This is a genomic window from Jejuia sp. G7-7, from assembly GCF_055808955.1.
In genome coordinates, this window is record NZ_JBVVSZ010000001.1 from 992,367 (window position 1) to 1,009,216 (window position 16,850).

A 16,850-nucleotide genomic window follows, 5' to 3' on the forward strand; every position below is an offset into this window, starting at 1 on the left:
GATTTTTTTTTAGTTACTAATTTCCTCTAAATCTAATAAAAAAGCGTATTCCAAAGCAACATCTTTCAAACTTTCAAATCTTCCAGATGCACCACCATGGCCTGAATCCATATCTGTATGCAGCAGTAGTTTATTAGTGTCTGTCTTTAAATCTCTTAATTTTGCTACCCATTTAGCTGGCTCCCAATATTGTACTTGAGAATCGTGCAAACCAGTTGTCACTAGCATATTTGGATAACTTTTGCCTTCAACATTGTCATAAGGCGAATACGATTTCATATAATTATAGTATTCTTCCTCATTAGGGTTTCCCCATTCGTCATACTCTCCTGTTGTTAAAGGAATACTATCGTCAAGCATCGTGGTCACTACATCAACAAAAGGAACAGCCGCTAAAACTCCATTATATAATTCTGGATTCATATTTATTATGGCTCCCATCAATAATCCTCCTGCAGAACCTCCATACGCATATAAATGCTTTTTTGAAGTATAACCCTCTGAAATTAAATGTTTTGAACAATCTATAAAATCGGTAAATGTATTTTTCTTTGTTAACAATTTTCCGTTTTCATACCAATCACGTCCTAAATATTCTCCACCTCTAATATGACTGATTGCATACACAAAACCTCTATCTAACAAACTTAAACGAATACTAGAGAACGATGGGTCTATAGTTGAGCCATAAGAACCATAAGCATATTGTAACAAAGGATTTGAACCATCTAAGACTATTCCTTTTCTATAAACTAAGGAAATAGGAACCTTTACACCATCTCTAGCTACTGCCCAAATACGCTTAGATTCATAATTTTCTTTTTTAAAAGTACCTCCAAGAACTTCTTGCTCTTTTAAAACTTCGCTGGTTTTAGTTTTTAAATTGTATTCAATAACCGAACTAGGCGTAGTTAAGGAATTATAACCATATCTTAATTTATCGCTATCAAAATCAGGATTATTACCAATAAAGGCATTATAGGTTTCGTTATCGAACAGCAAATTATAATCTTCATTGCCATTCCAAGTCATAATTCTTATGTTGTTGAGTCCATTTTCACGTTCGTTAACAACTAAATAATCTTTAAAAATCTCAATATCTTCAACAAGAACATCTTTTCTATGCGGAATTACATCTTCCCAATTTTGTTTTTCTGTAGCAGTTTCAAGTGTTTTAGATACTTTAAAATTGGTTGCTCCATCTGCATTAGAAATGATATAAAAATTATCATTATAATGTGCTATCGAATATTCTAAATCCTGAGTTCGCTTTTGAAATACAGTAAAGTTTTCATTAGGTGTATTAGCATTCAAAAAACGATATTCTGAACTTAAAGTACTGGACGAACCAATAACGATATATTTCTTAGATTTCGTTTTATAAACAAATGTATTGAACGTATCATCTTTTTCATGGAACACCTCAACATCTTTACTAGAATTAGTGCCTAAAACGTGCTTAAAAATTTTATACGAGCGTAATGTTGTGTCATCTTTCTTAGCATAAAACAATGTTTTGTTATCGTTTGCCCAAGTAATACTTCCTGTTGTATTTTCTATTTTATCAATAAAAATTTCTTCAGACTTAATATTTTTAATTTGAATAGTATACTGTCTCCTACTTAAAGTATCTGTTGAAAAAGCAGCCATAGTATTATCTGGACTTATTGAGATGCCCCCTAGTTTAAAATACGCATGCTCTTTTGCCATTTTGTTACAATCAAACAATGTTTCTTCAGGCGCTTCTAATGTTTCTTTTTTCCGAACGTAAATCGGATAACCTTTTCCTGTTTCAAATCGTGTTTGATACCAATAGTCATTTAATTTATAGGGGACTGAAGTATCGTCTTCTTTGATACGACCCTTCATTTCTTCAAATAAATTGTTCTGAAATTCTTTGGTATGCTTCATTATCGCTTTTGTATAGGCGTTTTCAGCATTTAAGTAATCAATAACTTTTGGGTTTTCTCTGTCATTTAACCAATAATAATTATCAATTCTAGTATCTCCATGAATGGTTAATTCTTTTGGAATTTTATTTACTATTGGTGGATTAGGTATACTTATTACACTCATATCGTCATCTCGTTCTGTTCTTTACACGAATGCGCAAAAATAATGCTAAAGATTAAAATAGCGACTTGTTTATTCACTTTAATAAAATTTGTTATTAAACTATTGTTTATTTTAATAATTTAGCTAAACAAATGTTTTAAATACAAGAAGCTATGTTCGGAGATATGATGGGTATGATGGGAAAACTTAAAGAAACCCAAAAAAAGTTGAAGAAACTAAAAAGCGTTTAGATACTGTTTTAGTTGATGAGGCAAGTAATGACAATAAGTTAAAAGTTACTTTAACCGCCAACAGAACTATAAAGTCTATTGAAATTGATGATGAATTGCTAGAAGATAAAGAGCAATTAGAAGATTATTTAATTCTAACGTTAAATAAAGCTATTGAAAAAGCAACTAGTATTAATGAAGCAGAATTAGCCGCAGTTGCCAAAGAAGGCATGCCTAATATTCCTGGGATGGATATGTTTAAATAGTTGTTAGTCGTTAGTAAAATTAATTTTCTGCAACATACTTATCATTTTTTCATGCATTTTGTTAGTATAATCTATATGAGTTACCATTCTGAGTTTTCTACCCCCATTCCAATTATTAGGATATTTTTTTCTTTTAATTTTTGAATAAATTGAGATTCATCTACATCGCTATTCAATTCGAAAACAACAATATTGGTTTCAATTGGCTCAACCGTCTTGATATAAGGTAATTTAGCTAGTTCCTCTCCTATTTCTTTGGCCTTTTTATGGTCTTCTTCTAATCTATCAATATTATGATCTAAAGCATAAAGTGCAGCTGCAGCCAAATAACCCGTTTGCCTCATGTTACCACCAAAAACCTTTCTTATTCTAATAGCTTCATTCATTATTTCAGAATCTCCAACCAAAATAGAACCTACAGGACAGCCCAAACCTTTACTAAAACAGATAGAAATAGTATCAAACAAATCTCCATATTGTTCAGAAATTTCATTTTTAGCCACTAAAGCGTTCCATAAACGTGCACCGTCCAAATGAATACCTAGATTGTTAGCTTCACAAACTTTTCTGATTTTAGATATCTCATTTATGTCCCAACAAGCACCACCACCTTTATTTGTTGTGTTTTCAATTTCAACCAAACTTGTTTTACTATAATAATAGGCATCTGGATTTATAGCTTCTTCAACTTGCAGAGCTGTAAACATACCTCTGCCCCCATCAATTAATTTGCAGGACACACCACTATTAAATGAGGTTCCACCAGATTCGTAATTATAAATATGAGCATATTTATCACAAATCACTTGATCTCCAGGAGCTGTATGTAATTTTATAGCAGTTTGATTTGCCATAGTGCCGCTAGGAAAAAACAACGCTTTATCTTTACCAAACATTTTGGCAACGCGCTGTTCAAGGATGTTTGTAGTTGTATCTTCTCGAAATACATCATCGCCAACTTTGGCATCAAACATAGCTTCTAACATTGCTTTTGATGGCTTTGTAACTGTATCACTTCTAAGGTCTATTATCATAAAAAATTTAAATAGTTAAAATTAAACTATAATTTGAAAAAACAATACTTATTGATTTATCTTTAAACTTTAAAAATTACAACTTTATTTAATGAAAAAGATTACCACCTTCTCTATCTTATGTATTTTATTATGTTCTTTTTCTTTAATATTCCAAAATCACTTTACTGAATTAGTAGATGAAAAACTTGAAGAATATAGCACAGCAAATTCTCCAGAAAAGATATATATTCATACTGACAAGCCTTTTTACTCATTAGATGAAACCATATGGTTTACAAGTTACTTAGTTGACGGTATTACCCATGAAAAAAGTAACAAAAGTTGGGTAATTCATGTTGAACTAATTGATGAAAAAGATAGCTTAGTCTCTAAAAAAAGTTATTTACAAATGCTATTTCTGTTGCTGGAGATTTTAAAATTAAAAAAACTGGAAATCTGGAAAATATCTTTTGAGGGCCTACACTAATTATATGAGAAATAATAGTCCTGATTATTTTTTTAAAAAAGAAATTAATATTTGGTCTACTGATAAAGCTGATAGTTTAAAATTAGCATTAGTAAAACCTCAAGATGTAAGTCCGAACACTAATTTTCATCAAATAAAACCTGACTTACAGTTTTTTCCAGAGGGAGGAGAGTTGGTAGAAAACATTAGAAGCAAAGTTGCTATTAAAGTAAAAAATGTAGGCTTAAAAGACATTACTTTTTCTGGTAAAATTATGAACACTCAAAATGATGTAATTTCAGATTTCAGTACTTCTAAGTTTGGACTGGGTGTTTTTACAATAAGCCCTGAGCCAGAAACCACATATTTTGCTCAACTAGAGGTAAACGGCATAGAATACAAATATCCTTTACCCAAAGTGTTACCAAATGGTCATACTTTAGGAGTAATTAATACTGGGAATCATTTGATAATAAATGTAAAATCTAGTGAAACTCTGAATTTAAACAATACTTACCTTGTGGTTCACCAAAGGGAAAACAAATTTTAAACAAGTTTGAACCCAATATAAAAAACAATTACACACTTAAAATCCCTATTGATAATTTAAAAGATGGTGTAGTGCATGTTACGCTATTTAACTCCTCAGGAAATCCAGTTTGTGAACGCTTAGTATTTGTTATTAATGAAAATAATGAAGGTGTAATTGAAATTAAAAAAGATAAAGAGGTTTTAGGAACTAGAAAACAACAAACCATTCAAATTACATCAAAAAACAAAAATGGTGAAACGCTCCCTAGTTATTTGTCAATGAGTGTAAGAGACTTAAATGCATTTCCTTATAACAAATTCAATAAAAACATTAAAACATATTTATTGTTAAATTCAGATTTAAGGGGTGAAGTTGAAAATCCTGGATATTTTTTTGATGACATAGATAATAGAAAACGTTACCTACTAGATTTAGTAATGCTTACTAATGGCTGGAGACGCTTCACTTGGAAAGACTTACTATACAAAAATTCAAAAAACACTTTTGAAGCTGAAAAAGGGATATATATTTCAGGAAAAACAAAACGCTTAAAAAAACCATATGGGCCAGTAGCTGCTCCAACAAGGTTAACGTTTTATAGTAAAAACATTGTTCAAGAGCCAATTAAACAATCTAGTTCAAAAGGTGATTTTAAATTTGGACCTTATATTTTTTTTGATTCTATTCAAACCATAGTTGAATCAAGACTAACCAATTTTAAATCTAAAAAAAACACAGACAGAAACATACTTATTTTGATTAATCAGAATGAAGAACGTCCTAAAGTAGACAGGAATAAGATTTATAAAAACAATATGTCTTCCGATTTACAACTAGAAAACTATATAAAGATTACGAAATACATACAACAATTAAATTTTGAGCTTGATCAACAAATACAACAATTGGAAGAAGTAACTATTACTGCAAAAAGGCAAGAAGATTTTGAAAAGCGGATAGAAAATATGAATAATCAAACTGATTATGGATATCCTACTAATAGATTAGATCTTGAAACAGATTTTACAGACAATGGGCAAACAGTTTTTGATTTATTAGCAACCGTCCCAGGAGTTAATGCTTACAATGATAGCATATCTATACGAGGAGGTACAGGAAGCCCTTTGGTGCTTCTAGATAAATTTCCAGTAGATATAGATTTTTTATTAACACTTCAAGCCAATGAAGTATCTTTTATTGATGTATTGAAAGGTGCAGATGCAGCTTTTTATCCAAATAGTGGAAATGGTGTTGTAGCAATTTATTCTAAAACGGGTAATATAAACTTTTCTAGAAATGTAAAACGAAAGCCTGGTATTATAGATTTTCCTGCACAAGGATTCTATACCGCTAAAAAGTTTTATGCACCAGACCATCTAATAGGTTTTGAAGAAGCAAGCAAACCAGATATTAGAACTACGTTACATTGGGAACCTAAAATTATCATAACTGTTGAAGGTGCTCAGGAAGTTTCTTTTTTTACAAGTGATTCTAAAAGTGATTATTTAATTGAGATTGAAGGTGTTTCACAATCTGGTATACCATTGCATGGTGTTAGCACCTTTGCTGTTAATTAATGATATTCCTTTTAAAATTCCATAGTATTATTATTGATTTATTCAATAATCTATAATAAGTCAATATTCATCTCACTTCTATCGACAAAATGTAAATTGTATCTAAAATCTTTACGAATACTGTGGTTTTAACGTAAAAACTTACGATTTATCTAAAAAAATCGTATTTAATCTATTGAACCCTAAAAAGTTGGGTTTAATCTATTAATCGAAAAAATATCGGTTTTAACAAAAATTTAATAGGTGATATAACTCTTTTTATAAATTTGACCCAGTTAACTATTAATCTGATAAACACAAATTTAAAATCATGAAAAAAAATCTACTAATGCTACTTGGTGTAGCAGTAATGTTTTTCGCTTGTCAAAACGAAGCGGTAACAGCAGAACAAGAACAAGAAGCTCAGGTAACTGAGGAATCAATGGAAGATGAAATCATCGTTCCTGACGGAGAAGAAGATGCAACACTAGAATTTGACAACGAAAGTGAAAATCTAGTTGATACTTCATCAGATTTAAGTTTTGATTTAGCAAGCTTATCTAAATCTGATGGCCCTAAAGTTGTACAAAAGTACAAAGCTATCAACTTAAATCGTTGTGATGGTATTCAACCAACTGCCAACTTTTGGTGGCCAAGTCATCCAACAGATTGGAATAATGGATATTTTGCTTCAACTGAAGATAAAGCATTAACTTTTACAACGTATGAAAACGGAACAGCAAATATCAAAGGACAAACTGTTCTTGGATCTTGTACTGTAACGGTTAACGTTTGGCTTAAAAACAAATTAGACTGGGATGGTTTTGTTGCAGACGGAGGTTCTCATAAAAATGAGACAAACGATTGTACTGATATAGATCCAACAATTCTTGATTATTATGTTATTGATTCTTCAAGAAGTACAATATCTGCATCAGGAGATTGTTTAGAAGAAGGTACTTTTGGAGTTGAACAAAGACCAGATCCAGAAGATGGTAACACACCACACTTAGGAGTATTAGTTGGAAAAGGTGCAGGATTATTTGATGCTGCTAATAAAGACATGGATGGCTTAAGTACTTGGGGTTGGTTAACCAAAGATGGAGAAAGAAAATTTATAATGGATTTTAATTTCAACTTAGAGCCTATTGAAGAATGTCAAGATTGTAAAGGTGATGTTGATGAATTAACTTTAGAATTTGATTGGTGTAGAAAAAGAAGAGTAAGAGTTTACCAAAAAATAGATGGACAATGTTGGGCTAGAAAAATATTTGATAAAGAATTAGCACCACATGAAAAATTCACTCTTAACGGTAAAAATAGTGATGGATCATTTGGTAGATATATTTACATCAAAATTGGACATTGTTATTACACTAAAATCAATACTAACTGTTGGACTAAAATCGGTCCTGGATACGAAAAAGGAGTATTTAATGTAGTAAGTGGTACTAGTACCGATGGTGGCGAACTTTGTGAGTATGTAAAGCCAGATAACAAATGTTACAGACACTGGTTCTGTAGATACTACAGCAAATGTAGATATTGGTAGAATAACCAATCTCAATAAAAGAATAGATAGAGGCTACCAAATGGTAGCCTCTTCTTTTTTGTAATAAAGACTTCTCTATACTCTATTTAGTTTTGGTTTATAAAAGAGATGACGATATAAATCTCAAAAACGCACACTCCTCTATCACTTTTTTAGTAGCTCTTAAAAAAGGTTTAATTTTCTAATACAGTATAATGGTGGGATTACTAAAAAAACTATGTATTTAAATTCTCTTAAGAATAGGATTAAACATTTTAAAAAGGGAAAAGAATATATATTTATTATTAAATAATCTAGATAAGAGAATGTAGACAAACTTATTATAATCGTTACCTATAAAAGAATCCAAAGGATAAGCCCCTTTAGTTTTCATAAGTTGCAAGGTGGATTTTATTTCTTTAAATTCTATATTTGAACGCAACATTCTTACCATCATAAAGAAAACAAATGATTGTTGTTGTTGTTTTAAGCGATTAACAACTTTAGCGTTTAAATTATTTTCCAGGTTTTTTATGCTATTTATAATAGGGTTATAACCATTTATAACTTCTACCATAGCATAAATCATTTTTAACTTATCTTCTTCACTTTGAGTACTCATTATTGAGCCTACTCTTTTTATATATCTATGAGCATCAATTGGTAAGTTAGAAATTTTATTTGCCTTCAATAGAATAGTAATTGTGAAAATCGCATCTTCTAACCATCTATCTTCAACAAATTTAATCTCTATTTTTTTTACATATTCTCTTTTAAGAACATACCACCAAGCCTCATTTCTATATCCGAATTCATTAATATACTCGTAACCATTTATAGACCTTTGAGAAAATTTTTCTAATGATTTAGTAGTAGACTCCTCTAGGTTAAAATCATTAGTTGTTGTAGATAAAAAAGTTAAAACGTCTAATTCATTCTTATAAGCATAAGAAATCATTTTATCTAAAACATTGTTAGCTAAATAGTCATCAGAATCAATAAAATAGATATAATCTCCTTTTGCCAATTCCATCCCAATATTCCTAGTTGCTCCTAAACCTTTATTCTCTTGGCTAAAGACTTTAATATTAGAATGTTTTTCAGAGTATTCATTTAAAATTTCTAGTGAATTGTCTTGAGAACCATCATTAATGAGTAAGATTTCATAATCACTTGAATCTAAATTTTGATGCAGTAAACTATCCAAACACCTTTCAATATATTTTTCTACATTGTATACAGGAACTATAATACTTAATTTCATCATTTAAATTTTGAATAGATTCGTGTTATAAAATATAAGGTTTTCTCATTATTTATAATTTTAATCAAAAATTTATACAAGATGGAATTATATTCTTCTCCAATAAAGTTTTTTAAAGGGTAAGCTTGATATTCTTTTAGTTGATTTATTTTCAGTTTTAGTGCTTCTAAATCAGGATTAGTTCTAATCATTTTAATTAAAGTAAAAAACGACAACTTATCTCTGCGAGACTTAATATTAACAATTGCTTTTCTGTAATGATTAGGGTTTTCTTCTATTAGGTTATTAATAAATTTACTAATTTCAAAAATAGACAAAAACATATTTTTAATTTGCATAAGTCTCTTTTGAAAATCGCCATGTCTCATTACAGAATCTGGTGTTTGAATATACCTGTGAACTGATGCCGGATAAAAAACAAATTTATTTGCTCTTATAATTAAGTCAAGTGTAAAGACAACATCTGAATTGAATTCATTTTTACCAAATTTAATTTTCGTTTTATCTAAAAAGGATTTTTTTATAAAGTACCACCAAACTTCATTTCTTATGTCTCGATTATTTTCTATATAGTTTAGGCCAGTTTCTTTCTGTATATCAAACTCTTCGTCTTTTAAAGTAACATCATTTAAACTATTAGTCACTACTGTTTTAAAACCAATAATCTCCGCATCAGTTTCTATTGCAATGTTTAAAATTCGTTTCAATGAATTATTAACAATATAATCATCAGCATCAAAATTATATATATAATCACCTTTCGCCATACTCAACAATTTATTTCTTGTTGAAGACTCTCCTAAATTACTTTGAGAATGAAGTACAATATTCTGATATTTTTCTGCATATTTTGATACTAGTTCAAAAGAATTATCTGTTGAACCATCATCTAAAATAACAACCTCGTATTCACTTTTTGGTAAATCTTGATTAATTAAACTTTCCAAACAATAACCAATATACTTACTGGCATTATACATAGGAATTAAAACACTCAATTTTATGCTCACAACTAATATATTTTTATTAGGTTAAATCTGTAAAGTAATCGTAAAGGATAAAGAAGTAAAAAAACAAATACTTATTATTAAAAATAAAATATGTGAGTTTAAATTTCAAACTATTATATCTTTCTCCAATAAACCCTCTCATCGGATAAGAGTTATTATCTTCTAATTTTTTAGCAAATTGTTTATTTCCTTAATAGACAATTTTGATTTTATAAGCTTTAAAAACATAAAGTATGTACTACTTGTTTTTTTAAAAGATATGTTTTTTACTATTTTGGGGTTATAATTATCCTCCTTTAATATGTTTTGCACTAAAAGTTCTAATCTACATATTACACTTACAAATTCTTCTATAAGCTTTCTTAAATGATGCTCGTCTTCACTATTCATTATAGAATTTGGAACATATACATATCTATGGATATCTAATGGCAAGTATATTACTTTTTCAGCATTTAAAAATATTCTGAATGTAAACAGCATGTCAACTAAATACTCACCTTTATCGAAATACAATCCTACTTCATTAAAATAATCTCGTTTAATAATATACCACCAAATTTCTACGCGATGATCTTTATGTTTCTCAAAAAACTCTACACCATTAATTACAGAATAATCACTTAAATTATTAGTATTAGAAGATTTATGTAAACCCAAATCTTCTGTTTCTATAGTGTTAAAAGCTAATATATCTAAATCTTCATTTATTGCTGTAGTAAGTAACTTGTCCAAACAATTATCAACAATATAATCATCAGCATCTAAATTATAAATATAATCTCCTTTAGCTAGTTTTAATAGCTTGTTCCTTGTAGAATATGCTCCAGAATTTTTTCTTTATATAAGAAAATATTTGAATGATTTGCCATGAATCCCTCAACTATTTTAACTGAATCGTCTGCTGACTCATCATCAATTATGATGATTTCATATTCATTCTCAGATAAATTTTGGTTAATTAAGCTATTTAAACAATTACTAATATAACTACTAGCATTGTACATAGGAATTAATACACTAAGCTTCATATATAAAGATTGATTTTAAAATCTAAAAATAAAGTAATAACAAATCAAAGCATTAAAAAATCGATAATATAACTTAAATAACTTTAAAATTTACTCACAATAAATTTTCATCTCTAACTTTAAAACATATTTTTGTTTAAAATAGAAAAAGAATGATAACATCCGATCAAATTAAAGATCTCAATACCCGCCTCGATAAACTTAGGCACTATCTTTGACATAGATGCCAAACTTATAGAAATACAAAACGAAGAAGAACAAACCTTCGACCCTAACTTCTGGAACGACCCAAAAGCTGCTGAAGCCATTATGAAAACGCTTCGTGTCAAGAAAAAATGGGTGCAAGACTACAAAGATTTACAAACCTTAATTGAAGACTTAGAAGTAATTTATGAGTTTTTTAAAGAGGAAGAAGCTACAGCTCAAGATGTTGAAAACAGATACAATAAAGCATCTTCGTTACTTGAAGATATTGAGTTTAGAAACATGCTTTCTGAAGAGGGAGACAGTTTAAGTGCCGTTTTACAAATAACGGCAGGTGCTGGCGGAACAGAAAGTTGCGATTGGGCGAATATGCTCATGCGAATGTATTTAATGTTTGCCGAAAAAAGTGGCTTTAAAGTAAAAGAACTCAACTTTCAAGAAGGAGATGTTGCTGGCATTAAAACGGTAACTTTAGAGCTAGAAGGCGATTTTGCTTTCGGGTGGCTAAAAGGCGAAAACGGCGTGCATCGTTTGGTACGCATCTCCCCTTTTGATAGCAATGCCAAACGTCATACAAGTTTTGCTTCTGTTTACGTATATCCATTGGTTGATGACACTATTGAAATTGACATAAACCCAGCCGATATTGATATTACAACAGCACGATCTAGTGGTGCTGGTGGACAAAATGTAAATAAAGTTGAAACCAAAGTTCAGTTAACGCATAAACCCACCGGAATTCAAATTTCATGCTCAGAAACACGTTCACAACACGATAATAGATCTCGAGCAATGCAAATGTTGAAGTCTCAATTGTATGAAATTGAATTGCAAAAACAATTGGCACAACGCGATGATATTGAAGCTAGTAAGATGAAAATTGAATGGGGAAGCCAAATTAGAAACTACGTGATGCATCCCTATAAATTAGTTAAAGATGTTAGGACTGGTCATGAAACTGGGAATGTAGATGCTGTAATGAACGGCGATATTGATGCGTTTTTAAAAGCGTATCTAATGACAATGGGGCAAACTATTGAAGACGACAACCAACTGTAATGAAGATTGATACAATTATTTTTGACTTAGGTGGTGTTTTAATAGACTGGAACCCTGAATATGTTTTTCTTGATGCTTTTGATGGTAATAGAGAAAAAATGGATTGGTTCTTTAAAAACATCTGTACTATGGATTGGAACGAAAACCAAGATGCAGGTTATCCCATACAACAAGCTACTGAGGATTTGGTAAAACAATTTCCTGAATACGAAAATTACATTAGGCTGTATTATGGAGATTGGGAAAACATGCTTGGTGGCGCAATTGAAGGTACTGTATCTATTCTTGATACATTAGTTGAAAATGAGAACTATAAAGTTGTTGCATTAACTAATTGGAGTAGTGAAACCTTTCCTATTGCCCAAAAACGATTTGAATTTTTAAATTGGTTTGAAGGCATTGTGGTTTCAGGTAAAGAAAAAACAAGAAAACCATATAAAGATATTTTTAATATCACTTTAAAACGATTCAATATTATACCTGAAAACTCAATCTTTATTGATGACAATTTGAGAAATATTGAAGCTGCTAGTACTCTAGGGATTAATGCCATTCATTTTAAAAACCCTGAACAATTAACTTCAGAATTAAAAAATATAACATTCAATTATAATGATCAAAATTTATCACAATAACAGATGTAGCAAATCACGTTGCGGATTAGATTTACTCGAAAAATCAGGAAAAGAATTTGAAATTATAAAATATCTAGAAGATATTCCTTCAAAGAATGAATTAAAAGAAATTATCAAGCTACTTAATATCAAACCTATAGAATTGGTTAGAAAGAATGAAGCCATTTGGAAATCTGATTTTAAAAATAAAACTTTATCTGATGATGAAATTATTACAGCAATGGTTGAAAACCCTAAATTAATAGAACGTCCAATAGTTATTAATGGTAATAAAGCAACTATAGGTAGGCCTCCTGAAAATATATTAGCAGTTCTATAAACTGACTGCTACAGAATAACTCTTTTTAACAAACATTTAACCCTACACGATTAAACTTAGCTCTAATTTTGCGGTCAAAATAATCTTACTCAATTCTTGACATGAGCAAAACCACTTTTGTTGTTATAATTTTACTCCTAGTTTCTTCTTTAGCAATTGCACAAAAACCCCAGCAAAAAGAAGTTACAATTACTGGAAAGGTTTTAGATAAAGAAACGAAACAACCTCTAGAATATGCCACAATTGCTTTTTTTAACAAACGTTTAAACAAAATAGTTACTGGTGGCATTACAGATATAAAGGAAATTTTAGTATCCCAGTTAATACTGGCCTATACAATATTTCCATTGAATACATTTCGTTCAAAACAATTACTCTTGAAGATCGAAAAATCACAAAATCACAAAATATTGGTGTTTTTGAATTAGATTTAGATACAGAATCTTTGGAAGCTGTTGAAATCATTGCAGAAAAGACAACAGTTGAAATTCGTTTAGATAAAAAGATTTATAACGTTGGAAAAGATTTAACGGTTAGTGGTGGTACTGTTAGTGATGTTTTAGATAACGTTCCTTCCGTTTCTGTAGATGCAGAAGGTAATGTTGCGTTAAGAGGAAATGATAATGTTAGAATACTAATAAACGGGAAACCATCTGGCTTGGTGGGTTTAAATTCTACTGATGCTTTACGACAACTACCTGCAGATGCTATTGAAAAAGTAGAAGTAGTTACATCTCCTTCAGCTAGATATGAAGCAGAAGGAACTGCTGGAATCCTTAATATAATTTTAAGACGTAGCAAACTACAAGGTCTTAACGGCTCTATAACTACTAATGTTGGTCATCCCGATGCTGCTGGTATTTCTGGAAATATAAACTATAGAACTGGGAATATTAATATTTTTAATACCTCTTCTTATAATTACACAGAAAGACTAGGAAGATGGTATAACGATGTAAGATACTTTGATATTAACACGCCTGATTTAGATGAAAGAAGAGATTGGACGGAGACTAGAAAAGGTTTAACCACAAACACAGGTATTGAATGGTACATCAACGATTCTGCATCGTTAACAACAGCCGTGGTTTACAGAGATAATAGTTCTGAAAATAATTCTGTTAACAATCTCGTTCAATTTAATAAAGTGAATAATACAACAAGTACCAGTTTTAGATTAGACCCTGAGTTAGAAGACTCTAAAACCATTCAATACTCGTTGAATTTTACCAAAAATTTTAAAGAAACAAATCATAAGTTTTCACTTGATTTTCAATATGAAAACAATAATGAAGATCAAAACTCGATAATAAATGTAAATGGAATAGATTCAGAAATTGTTACTACAAAAGAAGATCAATCAGATATCTTATTACAAACTGATTATGTTGTGCCTGTTGGAGAAAAAAGTCAGATTGAAATGGGTTACAGAGGTAATTTTGACACTAGGTCTACAGATTTTGAAGTGTCACTTTTTGATCCTAATTCAGGAGATTTCGTTATCAATACCAATCTTACCAACATATTTAACTTCAAGCAATACATCAATGCTTTATATACTCAATTTGGAAGTAAAACTGGAAAGTTCTCCTATTTATTGGGTCTAAGATTGGAAGATACGAAACTAACCCTAGACCAACCTACATCTGGAGATTTTGAAAGAAAACAGTTTACTGGCTTATTCCCTACCGTAAATTTGAATTATGAGTTTACTGAAACGCAAAGTATAAGTTTAGGGTTTAATAGAAGGATAAGACGTCCAAGAGGATTCATGTTAAACCCCTTTCCTTCTCGATCAAGTGTAACAAGTGTATTTCAAGGCAACCCGGGGCTAATACCAACTTTTGCCAGTACCTTAGAATTGGGGTATATCAATAGATTTAATAAAGTTACGTTATCAACTTCTGTATATTATGCTCATGCTACCGATGTGATGAGTTTTGTAAGTAGAAGAACTGGAGAAAACGTAATAGTAAATGGAGAGGAATTTCCTGTTATTGAAAGAGGTCCTGTAAATCTTGGAACAGATAAACGTATTGGATTTGAGTTTAATGCAAATTACAATCCTACAAAAAAATGGCGTATAAATACCGATTTCAATATTTTTAATTTTAAAAGAGACGGTACTTTTAATGGTATAGACTTATCAGCTAATAATCTTACATGGACTGCTAGATTTAGTAATAAGTTAACGTTACCATATGCTATAGATTGGCAAACCAATATAAATTATAGAGGTCCAAGTAAGGATGCTCAAAACGATAGAAAAGGCATATTTTCAACAAATCTTGCATTTAGTAAGGATTTATTTAAAGAGAAAGCATCAATAGCATTCAATATTAGGGATATGTTTAACACTTCATTTTTTAGCAATGATATTACTGCGGAAACATTTACTGCATATCTAGAAGCTCAATTTAGAGGTGGTCGTATTTATAATTTATCTTTTACCTATCGATTTAATCAGAAGAAAAAACGTGAACGCCAAGGCGGTTATGATGGCGGCGGAGGAATGGACATGTAAATAAAATAATGTTATTTTGAAATTATAAAAAATAAGTGCATAAAAAAAGGAAGCAAATTTGCTTCCTTTTTTTATATGATATTAAATTATGTACTAACTCTGTAAGCGTTTAGCTTTCTTTTCTTCTCTAATTTCTTTTAATCTTTCAATTAAAGAACCTCCAATCCAATAAGGAATAACAAAAGTTAATAAAAATATCATTAACCAAAATCCTAAAGTTAAAATGGATAAGAATGCTAAAAATCCTAAATACTGGTCAAAGTCAAACATAATAATAAGTGTCTTTTTAAAATCTGTTGCAAAGTTACTATAAAGTCAATTATTTTACAATACTAAATCAAAAATTATTAACATATTTTTTAACTAATCCAAATTTGGCTGTGGTGTTGTACGTAAATATGGCTTTACTACCTTATGTCCTTTTGGAAACATACTTGGTATATCTTTAGTATCAATTGCAGGCGATACCACAACATCATCACCTTGTTTCCAGTTTGCAGGTGTAGCTACTTTATGATATGCAGTTAATTGTAATGAATCAATAACTCGCAATAATTCATCAAAATTTCTTCCTGTTGAAGCTGGATATGTTATAATTAACTTTACTTTTTTATCATTTCCGATAACAAATACTGAACGCACCGTTAATTTACTATCTGCATTTGGATGAATCATATCATATAATTCAGATACCTTTCTGTCTTCATCTGCTATAATTGGAAAGTTAACCGATGTGTTTTGAGTTTCATTAATATCCTTAATCCATCCATGATGAGAATCAATACCATCAACGCTTAATGCTACTACTTTTACATTTCTCTTATCAAATTCATCTTTATATTTTGCTACTGTTCCCAATTCTGTGGTACAAACTGGTGTGTAATCAGCTGGATGCGAAAATAAAATTCCCCAACCGTCTCCTAACCATTCATGAAAATTGATAGTACCTTCTGTAGATTCTGCTGTAAAATTTGGAGTTTCATCTCCTAATCTAATTGTTGCCATAATATTTTTATATTGAAATTTTTATTTCCTACTAAATTAATAGATTTAAGGTTAATTACCCAATGGTATTCGTTATTTAAATGTTAAAAAGAAGTTGTAAAAACTAACAAAAATCATAATATAAAAAGCTCTAAAAGAATTAACTTT

The 16,850-nt window shown here is 30.1% G+C and carries 16 protein-coding genes and 2 pseudogenes; 10 read left to right on the forward strand and 8 right to left on the reverse strand.

The genetic code is table 11. The features are described from left to right. Positions 1 to 9 precede the first annotated feature (9 nt). The gene (locus tag AC0L5U_RS04900; protein ID WP_473414959.1) at positions 10 to 2,076 is read right to left on the reverse strand and encodes a S9 family peptidase; all 2,067 of its coding nucleotides are present in this window, start codon (positions 2,074 to 2,076) and stop codon (positions 10 to 12) included. Between the two features lie 152 nt (positions 2,077 to 2,228). Here AC0L5U_RS04900 and AC0L5U_RS04905 point away from each other — a divergent pair. Further along, positions 2,229 to 2,551 (forward strand): annotated as a pseudogene (locus tag AC0L5U_RS04905) (YbaB/EbfC family nucleoid-associated protein). A gap of 3 nt (positions 2,552 to 2,554) precedes the next feature. Here the strand turns inward: AC0L5U_RS04905 and AC0L5U_RS04910 are convergent. Next, positions 2,555 to 3,585, reverse strand: a pseudogene (locus AC0L5U_RS04910) (threonine aldolase family protein). 91 nt (positions 3,586 to 3,676) lie between these two features. On the opposite strand from AC0L5U_RS04910, the gene AC0L5U_RS04915 reads away from it, so the two are divergent. The 4 genes from AC0L5U_RS04915 to AC0L5U_RS04930 all read left to right on the forward strand — a co-directional run bounded on the left by AC0L5U_RS04915 (position 3,677) and on the right by AC0L5U_RS04930 (position 7,673). Continuing rightward, positions 3,677 to 4,054, forward strand: coding sequence for a hypothetical protein (locus tag AC0L5U_RS04915; protein ID WP_473414961.1), 378 nt, complete (start codon positions 3,677 to 3,679; stop codon positions 4,052 to 4,054). Positions 4,055 to 4,058: 4 nt separating this feature from the next. Continuing rightward, positions 4,059 to 4,583 carry a hypothetical protein gene (locus tag AC0L5U_RS04920; protein WP_473414962.1) on the forward strand — a complete coding sequence of 175 codons (525 nt, stop codon included), beginning with the start codon at positions 4,059 to 4,061 and terminating at the stop codon, positions 4,581 to 4,583. Positions 4,584 to 4,654: 71 nt separating this feature from the next. Continuing rightward, positions 4,655 to 6,142, forward strand: coding sequence for a TonB-dependent receptor (locus AC0L5U_RS04925; protein ID WP_473414963.1), 1,488 nt, complete (start codon positions 4,655 to 4,657; stop codon positions 6,140 to 6,142). A 310-nt stretch (positions 6,143 to 6,452) separates the two neighbouring features. Then, entirely contained in the window at positions 6,453 to 7,673 is a 1,221-nt protein-coding gene (locus AC0L5U_RS04930; protein WP_473414965.1) for a hypothetical protein, read from the forward strand. Positions 7,674 to 7,896: 223 nt separating this feature from the next. On the opposite strand, the gene AC0L5U_RS04935 is transcribed toward AC0L5U_RS04930, so the two are convergent. The 4 genes from AC0L5U_RS04935 to AC0L5U_RS04950 form a co-directional block, all read right to left on the reverse strand. Further along, entirely contained in the window at positions 7,897 to 8,919 is a 1,023-nt protein-coding gene (locus AC0L5U_RS04935) for a glycosyltransferase family 2 protein (protein ID WP_473414966.1), read from the reverse strand. Then, the gene (locus AC0L5U_RS04940) at positions 8,916 to 9,926 is read right to left on the reverse strand and encodes a glycosyltransferase family 2 protein (RefSeq protein WP_473414967.1); all 1,011 of its coding nucleotides are present in this window, start codon (positions 9,924 to 9,926) and stop codon (positions 8,916 to 8,918) included. Before AC0L5U_RS04940 ends, AC0L5U_RS04935 begins: the two co-directional genes overlap by 4 nt. 162 nt (positions 9,927 to 10,088) lie before the next feature. Then, the gene (locus AC0L5U_RS04945) at positions 10,089 to 10,703 is read right to left on the reverse strand and encodes a glycosyltransferase family protein (protein ID WP_473416171.1); all 615 of its coding nucleotides are present in this window, start codon (positions 10,701 to 10,703) and stop codon (positions 10,089 to 10,091) included. 20 nt (positions 10,704 to 10,723) lie between these two features. Continuing rightward, positions 10,724 to 10,957 (reverse strand): glycosyltransferase family 2 protein, encoded by a 234-nt coding sequence (locus AC0L5U_RS04950; protein ID WP_473414968.1) that lies wholly within the window; start codon positions 10,955 to 10,957, stop codon positions 10,724 to 10,726. A 152-nt stretch (positions 10,958 to 11,109) separates the two neighbouring features. Here AC0L5U_RS04950 and prfB point away from each other — a divergent pair. The 5 genes from prfB to AC0L5U_RS04975 all read left to right on the forward strand — a co-directional run bounded on the left by prfB (position 11,110) and on the right by AC0L5U_RS04975 (position 15,698). Continuing rightward, a protein-coding gene (gene prfB, locus AC0L5U_RS04955; RefSeq protein WP_473414969.1) for a peptide chain release factor 2 occupies positions 11,110 to 12,220 on the forward strand; the annotation gives its coding sequence in 2 pieces (ribosomal slippage) (positions 11,110 to 11,172 and positions 11,174 to 12,220; 1,110 coding nt in all). Beyond that, the gene (locus AC0L5U_RS04960; RefSeq protein ID WP_473414970.1) at positions 12,220 to 12,855 is read left to right on the forward strand and encodes an HAD family hydrolase; all 636 of its coding nucleotides are present in this window, start codon (positions 12,220 to 12,222) and stop codon (positions 12,853 to 12,855) included. Before prfB ends, AC0L5U_RS04960 begins: the two co-directional genes overlap by 1 nt. Beyond that, a complete protein-coding gene (gene arsC, locus AC0L5U_RS04965; protein WP_473414971.1) occupies positions 12,833 to 13,174 on the forward strand; it encodes an arsenate reductase (glutaredoxin) in 342 nt (113 codons plus the stop codon). Before AC0L5U_RS04960 ends, arsC begins: the two co-directional genes overlap by 23 nt. Before the next feature lie 101 nt (positions 13,175 to 13,275). Next, positions 13,276 to 13,602 carry a hypothetical protein gene (locus AC0L5U_RS04970; protein WP_473414973.1) on the forward strand — a complete coding sequence of 109 codons (327 nt, stop codon included), beginning with the start codon at positions 13,276 to 13,278 and terminating at the stop codon, positions 13,600 to 13,602. A gap of 17 nt (positions 13,603 to 13,619) precedes the next feature. Continuing rightward, the gene (locus tag AC0L5U_RS04975; RefSeq protein WP_473414974.1) at positions 13,620 to 15,698 is read left to right on the forward strand and encodes a TonB-dependent receptor domain-containing protein; all 2,079 of its coding nucleotides are present in this window, start codon (positions 13,620 to 13,622) and stop codon (positions 15,696 to 15,698) included. Positions 15,699 to 15,791: 93 nt separating this feature from the next. Here AC0L5U_RS04975 and AC0L5U_RS04980 read toward each other — a convergent pair whose 3' ends face one another. Together AC0L5U_RS04980 and AC0L5U_RS04985 are read right to left on the reverse strand one after the other, a co-directional pair. Beyond that, on the reverse strand, positions 15,792 to 15,968 hold the full coding sequence (locus tag AC0L5U_RS04980) for a hypothetical protein (protein WP_473414975.1): 177 nt from the start codon (positions 15,966 to 15,968) through the stop codon (positions 15,792 to 15,794). A gap of 93 nt (positions 15,969 to 16,061) precedes the next feature. Further along, entirely contained in the window at positions 16,062 to 16,703 is a 642-nt protein-coding gene (locus AC0L5U_RS04985; protein WP_473414976.1) for a peroxiredoxin, read from the reverse strand. Between the last annotated feature and the right edge of the window lie 147 nt (positions 16,704 to 16,850).